This window comes from Dehalococcoidales bacterium (assembly GCA_035529395.1).
Taxonomy (GTDB): Bacteria; Chloroflexota; Dehalococcoidia; order Dehalococcoidales; family Fen-1064; genus DUES01.
In genome coordinates, this window is the sequence record DATKWT010000184.1 from 1 (window position 1) to 8650 (window position 8650).

The following is an 8650-nucleotide window of genomic DNA, read 5'->3' on the forward strand; positions in this document are numbered from 1 at the left end:
CCGAGTGTAACCGCTTCCGTCTCACCGCTGACGGCGGCCTGCGACCGTGCCTCCTGGATGATGATGAAATCGACCTCAAGGGCCCACTGCGCTGCGGCGCTACCATCGAGGAGTTGGAGCAAATGATACTGAAAGCGGCCACCCTGAAGCAGGAGCAGCACCACCTTGCTGAAGAAGTCGTCCCCGAGAAACGGCAAATGCGGCAGATAGGCGGCTAGGGCGACCTGTTTACCTCCCGCATCCACACCCGAGGTACACGCACATCGGGGTACGCGTGCTTGCCGTCCGGCGACCAATGAACTCGGAAGACGCCAAATGCTGCGAGCACTGCGCTGACAGCATGGTCAAGCGCGCCGGCGAGAAGCCGGTTCCTCTCTGGTACGGTCAGCTAAGGTCTAACGCTCCGTTTCGGACCGGCATTTCTCTTCAAGGTGGGCTGGGCGGCCCTGATGAATCTACATGTGATCGGCCTGGTATCACGGGGGTCGATGATATCGATAACGTCTCCCGCCTCAGCCGCCCGGAATGGAGAGCGAAAGCCGACCAGTTTCTCCTCCAATTCCTTACGTTTTGCTTCAGGGTCCGGGGCCGATTCGATGACTCTTCGATAGGCAGCAGCGACACCACCTTCTATTGGAATTGCACCCCATTCGCCACTGGGCCAGCCTAATCGCAGGTTAAGCGTCATCATACCACCACCACCGGCACTGGAGAATGCGTCTCCACCCATCCCATAGGACTTTCTGAGGGCAATATGCACTTTGGGAACGCTTGCTTCCTGGGCTGCCATAACGGCTACCATCCCGTAGCGCATTGTACCCTCCTTCTCTGCTTCAGACCCAATCATAAAACCCGGTACATCGCCGAGGAGTAGCAACGGAATGCTGAAACAGTTACACAGGTCGATAAAACGGGCCATTTTTTGTGCAGCCTTTCCGATCATAGCACCGGCATGTACCATCGGGTTGCTCGCCAGCACCCCGACAACATAGCCATCCATGCGGGCAAAGGCTGTTATCACCGCGGCACCGTAGTATTTACGCATCTCGAAGAATTCACCTTTGTCGACGAGAAGACGGATCACCTTGTACATATCGTATGGTCTTTTGCGGTTGATAGGCACGATACCCAGAAGCTCTTCCTCACGTCGATTTGGGTCGTCTCCCATATCTTTACGAGCAGTCACCTCGTACACATTATCAGGCATATAGCTGAGAAATCCCCGTATCTGTCGGAAGGCGTCCTCTTCATCCTCGGCTTCGTTATCGATTACTCCTGTTTCGCGGGTATGCCTCCTGGTACCACCAAGGTCGTCTTTCGGGGTATTCTCGCTGAGGGCCCGGGATACAACCGGGGGACCGGCAGGGAATATCTGTCCGGTTCCCTTAACCATTATGGAAAAGTGAGACAATACGGCACGGGCGGCTACGTGCCCGGCACATGAGCCCACAACTGCCGACACCACTGGCACTTTTTGCAGTAATTGAACATCCCACCACCACTGTGTGCCCGGAGGGAGCGACATTCGGCCACCTCCTCCCCCTTTCTGACCGCTTCCCTCATAGCTGGCTGCACTAGCTCCAGCTCCGTCACAGAGTTGCACAAGCGGTATTCCGTATTGAAGTGACATAGGCTGCATGAATAACCGGGCATCCTTATGCATACCGGCGGGACTACCGCCACTGATGGTAAAGTCCTCACCACCGACAGTTACCTGACGACCGTCTATCTCAGCCAATCCCTCTACAAAAGCGCCGGGCAGGAAGTCAATTATATCGCCGTTCTCGTCGTATATGCCCCTGCCCATCAATGAGCCAACTTCAAAGAAGGTGTCTTTGTCCACCAGTCTGTCTATGCGTTCGCGAATGGTTAGTTTGCCCTGGTCATGGTGCCGGGCGATACGTTCCTTACCACCCATCCGCTTCACCGCTTCCCTTCTCAGGCGCATCTCCTCGATGGCAGCCTCCCACGGCATGCCCATCTTCCAGGTAGTAATCTTCTCGAATTCATCGCCACTTGTCATCCTGGCTCCTTCCCTGGTTGATTCTCACTTATTCTACTACTGGGGACTCCCTTATTGCCAGTGCCTGAACTTGTTCAGGCCTCATCGGGCACATGACCAGCCGGCACAACCCGGTCCTCGATTGTTGCAGCATTACTCCGCATGGCCATGCACGTACCTGTTCTGACTTAGAGGGAGACGCCATGCCAGCCGACCGGCAGGGCCTGCTTTCCCACCGGAAAGCCTACTTACTCGCCTGCTGCGGGGTCGACTCCAGCCACGACTGACTCGCCTCCAGGTTCCTGTGCGCCAGGCCCGCTTGCGCAATCCCGCCCTTGTCGTCGAGGGGGCGTTCCGTATCCCGCAACTCGGTAGCGATAAAGTAGTTCTGGTAGGCCACTTCAACCTCCGCGGTATAGCCCATGGTATCCTGCATGTGGTTAACGCTGAACTTGACAGTGCGCAGACGTGCCGGGTCCCTGATATAGTTATCGGCGACCCGTCCGGCGTAGGCCAGCGTTTCCTCTTCAAGTCGCTCCCGTGGAAAGACCCGGTTGACAAAGCCATGCTGGTAGGCCTCCCAGGCCGTCATGAAGCGGTGCTCGAACAGGATTTCTTTCGTCTTGCGCGGCCCGATGTCCCACGGCATGGAGAAATACTGCACGTGCGAGGGTAGAAACAGGGTATCTTCGGACGCAAACAGGACATCCATGGCCGCAGCGAATATCCACCCCCCGAAGATGCAGTAGCCGTGCACCATGGCGATTGTCGGCTTGGGTACGTTCCGCCAGCGCAGGCTGTTTTCCAGGCAAATGGCACGTGTCCGCTTGTACCGTTCCAGTGTCGTTGTTGGGAAGCCCAGTTTATCACGCTCCTCCAGTTCCTCGGGCGTACCCAGGTCATGCCCGGCAGAGAAATGCTTCCCTTCCCCGGAGAGAACAATGGCTCCCACTTGGTCATCCTCGGCCGCCTGGACAAAGGCATCGTCCATCTCGTCACGCATCAGCCGGCTCTGGGCATTGTAGTAGCGTGGCCGGTTAAGTATTATGCGAGTTACCTTCCCGGGCTGGTAGATAATATGCTTGTACTCCATGGTAGAATCCCCTCCTTCTCCGGAATCACATAACACAGGTGGTTGAAGTAGCATCCGCAGACTTATAGTCTGGTATTGTGCTATGTTAAGGCCCTGCTGGGCGGGTGTCAAGGCTTCACGATGGCGGGTAGAAGAACGTCATCTGGTGTCTGCCCCGGGTGTCCTTTTACTTCTGGCGGCCCTGCGACTGCATGAAGGCCCGGAACCTCCGCAGGTCCTCTTTGGAACCCACCAGCTTCCCCGAAGGAGTGGCAGTCAGTCCCCAGTAGCGCTGCAGACCCTCCAGGCACTCCTTCTGGTGCAGGCTGGCCTGCCAGTCCCGGCAGGCCTGTGGTCTCAGCGGGTGAATCTTGCAGGATGCTGCCTTACCATCGTCTGTGGCCGGATTAAGGAAGACGCAGGCGTCCGTATCCGTATCAAGGAGAAAACGGCCCGGCTCGAACCAAGCATCATCAATATACCTGTCCAGGAATGCGTCCAGAGACATCCCCAGGGCCAGAGCGATAGTCTCCGCTTCGGCAGTAGTCAACGGCGGCTGGTACCGGGTGCAGCACAGCCCGCATCGGAAGCACGGTATCGCCATACCAGTCGACGCGGAACCATCCGGACTATCCAGCGACACCCTGCTATCCTTACGCTTCAGTCTCATCATAGTGATTATAGCGCGGGACGGGGCAGATGTTAAGCGAGGCCTTTTAGCTTGTTGCGAAATGGTCTCGGAATCCCTACAATCAGAGCAATGAGTGACATCGTCGACAAGATACGAAAGAGAATGAGGCAGTCCCGGTACAGGTCAAGGACCGTGTCCATAACGCACCTGCCGGAAGCGCAGGATACGGTTGGGGAACTCGTCAGGCAGGGACTCCTGAATGGGCGATTGCATGAAACATGGCGTTTCTACTTGAAGACCAATGAAAAACTGCCCGAGGCGAAGACAATCGTGGTCGTGGCAATGCCTCAACCGATCACGCGTCTCAGCTTTGAATGGCAGGGAATCACTTATCCCGCAGACATCCCGCCGGATTACTTTGCGAAAACAGCAAATGAATCTCGTGCCGAAGGAATTCTAGAGAGTGTGCTGGAGACTGCCGGATACAAGGTAGTAAAAGCTCATCTGGCATTGAAAACGCTTGCGGTGCGAAGCGGACTGGCAAGATATGGTAGAAACAATATCAGCTATGTGCCGGGGATGGGTAGCTTCTGCCACCTGGTCGCTTTCTATACCGATTGTCCCTGTGAAGAGGATAACTGGCAGGAATCTAAAGCCATGGAAGCCTGTGAAAACTGCTCGCTCTGCCGTGAGAACTGCCCGACTGGGAGTATTACCACCGACCGCTTCCTGATTCACGCTGAAAACTGCCTGGGCTCTCTGACCGAGAGAGAGCCGGATTTCCCCTACTGGGTTCAGCTTCAGCCCGACTGGCACAATGCCCTCATTGGCTGTATGCGCTGTCAATTCGTGTGTCCGGTGAATAGGCCATATCTACGCGAGATCGTGGCGGGTCCATCTTTCTCTGAAGAAGAAACCGGCCTGATTCTGAACAGGACGCCTTTAGAGAAGCTGCCTCCGGAGACTCAGCAGAAGCTGGAGATTTCTGATGGGGTTTACCCGTTTGTGGCGCCAAACCTGAGTGCACTCATTGAGAAACAGAGGCTGGCTGCACAGAGATAGTTAGACCGACACAACGTATCGACGCTGCCGCTATCTTCGGTGCTGCGCGAAAAGCACCACCCTGAGATTGCGCCACTCTTCTGCGCGTGCGCGGTTTTCTGTCCTAGGTCTCGCAACAAACAACCCTTTGCTTTCCTTTCGTCCAGCTTTTATAATCAGATACGACTCAGGAACTGGCAGAGGAGGGTACCGTGGAAGGACGCCTCGAAGACCTGCTGGGCAGGATGACGCTCGAAGAGAAGGTATCGATGCTGGCCGGCACCGACCCCTGGCACACGAAAGGTATCGAGCGCCTCGGGATTCCGCCTGTAAAGATGACCGACGGTCCGCATGGGACACGGACGATGCCCGATGACGACCCCAGCGACACGATACCGGCCACCTGCTTCCCGACCGGTTCGGCTATGGGAGCTACCTGGAATACGGAGTTGATTGAGAGGGTTGGTATTGCCCTTGCCGAGGAGACCATAGCGATGGGGTGCCACATAGTCCTCGGACCCTGCGTCAATATCCACCGATCTCCGCTGGGCGGGCGCAACTTCGAAAGTTTCTCCGAAGACCCCTATCTGGCAGCGCGAATGGCGGTTGCCCACATAAGCGGCGTCCAGAGTCGGAACGTCGGCACCTCCATCAAGCACTTCGCCCTGAACAACTCGGAGTTCGAGAGGTTCACTATCAGCTCCGAGGCATCAGAGAGGGCAATCCGGGAGATATACTTCCCCGCCTTCGAGGTAGCCGTTCGGGAAGCACGGCCCTGGACGGTGATGAGTTCCTACAACCGTATCAACGGGGTCTCTGCTTCGGAGAACAGGTGGCTGCTTACCGAGGTTCTCAAAGACGAATGGGGGTTCGAGGGGTTCGTGGTGTCCGACTGGGGGGGCGTCTACAATCTGGTACCGGCGGCGAACTCCGGACTTGATATGGAAATGCCCGGCCCGGCGCGCTTCTTCGGGGAAGCACTGGTGGAGGCCGTGAGGGAAGGCAGGGTTAGCCAGGAATTAATTGACAACATGGTCTGCCGTATCCTGCGCATCGTCGAGAAGTCCGGCGCGTTCGAAGAGGTGAGAAGCCTGTCTCTTGAGGACTCGGACACCCCGGAGCACCGGGCGCTGGCCCGCGAGACTGCCAGTGAAGCGATTGTCCTTCTCAAGAATGACCGGGAGTTACTCCCTTTGAAGCGGGAGCAACTCACATCGATAGCCGTTATCGGTCCCAATGCAACTGAGGTCGGGATTGAAGGTAGTGGTAGCTCACGAGTCAGGCCCAACTATACGGTGACACCGCTGGAAGGCGTCACACGGCTGTGTGGCGATTCCGTTCAGGTACGCCACGAGATAGGCTGCCGGTACAACCGTCTGACTCTGGAGCTTAACGCGCAGCACCTGATACCCGCCAGTAGGGAAGGATGCGGGCTGACCGGCGAGTACTTCAACAACAACGACCTGTCCGGCGACCCGGTGCTGACCAGGGTTGACAGCAGGTTCTCCCTGAGGTGGCGCAGCGGGGTCTTCCCCGTACCAGGCATCGATAGAGACGATTTCTCCATCCGGTGGACGGGGTCCTTCCTGGCCCCGGAGTCCGGGGACTACCGGTTCGGGCTGCTCACCGACGGCTTCGGGCGCATCTATGTCGACGACCAACTCGTGGTCGAGAAATGGTCCGGTGAGGCCGAGGAAGACCTCTTCCTCCGCGGCGAGAGGACGGGTACCTTCAGAATGGAGGCCGGTAAGTCCTATGCCGTGAAGATAGAGTACTGGTGGAACCCCGAACGCGCCTGGCCTTTCCGCCGTATCCGGCTGGGATGCGAAACCCCTCTACCGGACAACCCCATCGCGCGTGCTGCCGATGCGGCCGCCTGTTCGGATGTTGCCCTGGTCTTTGTCGGCACTACGGAGGAATACGAAAGCGAGGGTTTTGACCGCGAGAGCATGGACCTGCCTGGCGCTCAGACGGAGCTTATCGAAGCCGTGGCCCGTGCCAACAAGAATACCATCGTGGTCCTCAACACCGGTGCCGTAGTCTCAATGGATGGGTGGATTGACCGCGTGCCCGCCGTGCTTGAAACATGGTTCGCGGGACAGGAATGTGGCAATGCTATCGCCGACATCATCTTCGGCGAAGCCAACCCCTCCGGGAAGCTGCCGGAGACCTTTCCCCGCCGCATAGAAGACAACCCTGCCTTTGTCAACTACCCCGGCGAAAACGGCAGGGTGCTCTATGGCGAGGGCATCTTCGTTGGCTACCGCTACTACGACACCAAGAAAATCGAGCCCCTGTTCCCCTTCGGGCATGGCCTTTCCTATACCACATTCGAATATGGCAAGCTGACTATACCGTCGGAAGTGGCGGTTGATGATGACCTGACGGTGAGTATAGACATCACCAACACGGGTAAGAGGGAAGGAAAAGAGGTCGTCCAGCTATATATTCGTGATATCGAGTCGAGCCTGGTGAGGCCGCACAAGGAGTTGAAGGGCTTTACCAAGGTGAGTTTGAAGCCCGGGGAGATCCGGACGGTGAGCTTTGCCCTGGGACAGAGAGACCTCTCATTCTACGATCCGGACCGGCAGGAGTGGGTGGCCGAACCCGGGGAATTTGAGGTACTGGTCGGCAGCTCCTCGCGGGATATACGGGCTACAGGCTCTTTTACCCTGAAGCCATAACGATACCGGTACATTTCCAGACAGGAGACGGACAATGACGGAACTGAGCCACGTAAACTCAAGCGGAGAGGCCCGCATGGTGAATATTGGCAATAAAGCTGACACGGTGCGCGAAGCGGTAGCCAGGGGCACAGTAGTGATGAAGCCGGGCACCCTGGAACAGGTGAAGACGAATACCCTCAAGAAAGGGGATGTCCTCGCTGTGGCCCGTGTTGCCGGCATCATGGCCGCCAAGAAAACGTCCGACCTGATACCGCTGTGCCACACGATACTCATTGACGAGGTCGCTGTTGAGTTTGATGTGTCCGGGGAGGACTGCATCGACATAACCGCACGGGCAAAGAGTACCGGCAAGACCGGAGTGGAGATGGAGGCCCTGGTGGCCGCCTCGGTCAGCGCCCTGACCATCTACGATATGTGCAAGGCGGTGGACAAGGGCATGACCATTAAGGAGATTTATCTGGAGAGCAAGACCGGCGGCAAGAGCGGGACGTACCGTCGCAAGAAAGGTTGAGGAGTGGACCGGTGGAAATAGCGGTGGCGCAGGATGCTCATGTCCCCGGCATAGTGGAGGTCTGGAAGGAGTTTATGGACTTCCACAAGGATATTGACCCACACTGGACAAGGGCTGAAGATGGTCAAATCCACTTCGAGAATCGGGTGCAGGAGTCGATCGTGTCGGAGGACGCCCTTGTGCTAGTCGTACTGGCGGAGAACCGAGTGGTTGGCTACTCTCTGTCCGAGAAACGCAAGAACCCTCCAGTGCTGGCAGAGCAGGAATATGGGTATATCTCCGATATGGCGGTGACGGCGAATTCCCATCGACAAGGGATCGGCGAGCAGATGCTGGCTAGGATTCTGCAGTGGTTCGAGTCGCACAGCGTGGATAGAATCGAGTTGAGCGTGGCTTCCGCGAATGAAATCGGGTACTCTTTCTGGCAGAAGCACGGCTTCCGGGAATTCTTGCGCGAACTGTACCTGCAGAGGAAATAGTGCGGGTTCTGCCTGGGGAGAGCGTCCTACCGGGTAGCCTCCCGCACCAGGTGTCCGAGCTCCGGCAGGATTACCTTGTCCATTGCCAGGGTTGCCGCGCCCAGTGAGCCGGGGAAGCAGAGGATGACCTTACCGCCAATAACTCCGGCGGTCGCCCGGCTCATGATGCTGCCGGTGCCAATCTCCTGGTAGCTCAGGGACCGGAACAGCTCCCCGAATCCATCCAG

Annotated in this window: 9 protein-coding genes; 5 read left to right on the plus strand and 4 right to left on the minus strand. The window is 57.3% G+C overall.

Features of this window, described 5'->3' with window-relative positions; all coding sequences use genetic code 11:
* Positions 1 to 218, plus strand: a 218-nt coding sequence (locus VMW13_11240) for a hypothetical protein (protein HUV45386.1), incomplete at its 5' end; no start/stop codon positions are given.
* A 170-nt stretch (positions 219 to 388) separates the two neighbouring features.
* Here VMW13_11240 and VMW13_11245 read toward each other — a convergent pair.
* The 3 genes from VMW13_11245 to VMW13_11255 all read right to left on the minus strand — a co-directional run bounded on the left by VMW13_11245 (position 389) and on the right by VMW13_11255 (position 3717).
* Positions 389 to 2023 carry a carboxyl transferase domain-containing protein gene (locus VMW13_11245; GenBank protein HUV45387.1) on the minus strand — a complete coding sequence of 545 codons (1635 nt, stop codon included), beginning with the start codon at positions 2021 to 2023 and terminating at the stop codon, positions 389 to 391.
* A 223-nt stretch (positions 2024 to 2246) separates the two neighbouring features.
* Positions 2247 to 3095, minus strand: coding sequence for an enoyl-CoA hydratase-related protein (locus VMW13_11250; protein HUV45388.1), 849 nt, complete (start codon positions 3093 to 3095; stop codon positions 2247 to 2249).
* 166 nt (positions 3096 to 3261) lie between these two features.
* Positions 3262 to 3717 (minus strand): YkgJ family cysteine cluster protein, encoded by a 456-nt coding sequence (locus VMW13_11255; GenBank protein ID HUV45389.1) that lies wholly within the window; start codon positions 3715 to 3717, stop codon positions 3262 to 3264.
* A gap of 117 nt (positions 3718 to 3834) precedes the next feature.
* Between VMW13_11255 and VMW13_11260 the strand changes: the two genes are divergently transcribed.
* From VMW13_11260 to VMW13_11275, 4 genes are all read left to right on the plus strand, one after another.
* Positions 3835 to 4767 (plus strand): 4Fe-4S double cluster binding domain-containing protein, encoded by a 933-nt coding sequence (locus tag VMW13_11260; protein ID HUV45390.1) that lies wholly within the window; start codon positions 3835 to 3837, stop codon positions 4765 to 4767.
* A 191-nt stretch (positions 4768 to 4958) separates the two neighbouring features.
* Positions 4959 to 7430, plus strand: a complete 2472-nt coding sequence (locus tag VMW13_11265; GenBank protein HUV45391.1) for a glycoside hydrolase family 3 C-terminal domain-containing protein — start codon at positions 4959 to 4961, stop codon at positions 7428 to 7430.
* A gap of 34 nt (positions 7431 to 7464) precedes the next feature.
* Positions 7465 to 7944: a cyclic pyranopterin monophosphate synthase MoaC gene (gene moaC / locus VMW13_11270; protein HUV45392.1), complete on the plus strand. Its 480-nt coding sequence runs from the start codon at positions 7465 to 7467 to the stop codon at positions 7942 to 7944.
* Positions 7945 to 7955: 11 nt separating this feature from the next.
* Positions 7956 to 8423, plus strand: a complete 468-nt coding sequence (locus VMW13_11275; GenBank protein HUV45393.1) for a GNAT family N-acetyltransferase — start codon at positions 7956 to 7958, stop codon at positions 8421 to 8423.
* Positions 8424 to 8449: 26 nt separating this feature from the next.
* On the opposite strand, the gene VMW13_11280 is transcribed toward VMW13_11275, so the two are convergent.
* Positions 8450 to 8650, minus strand: a 201-nt coding sequence (locus tag VMW13_11280) for a molybdopterin-binding protein (protein HUV45394.1), incomplete at its 5' end; no start/stop codon positions are given.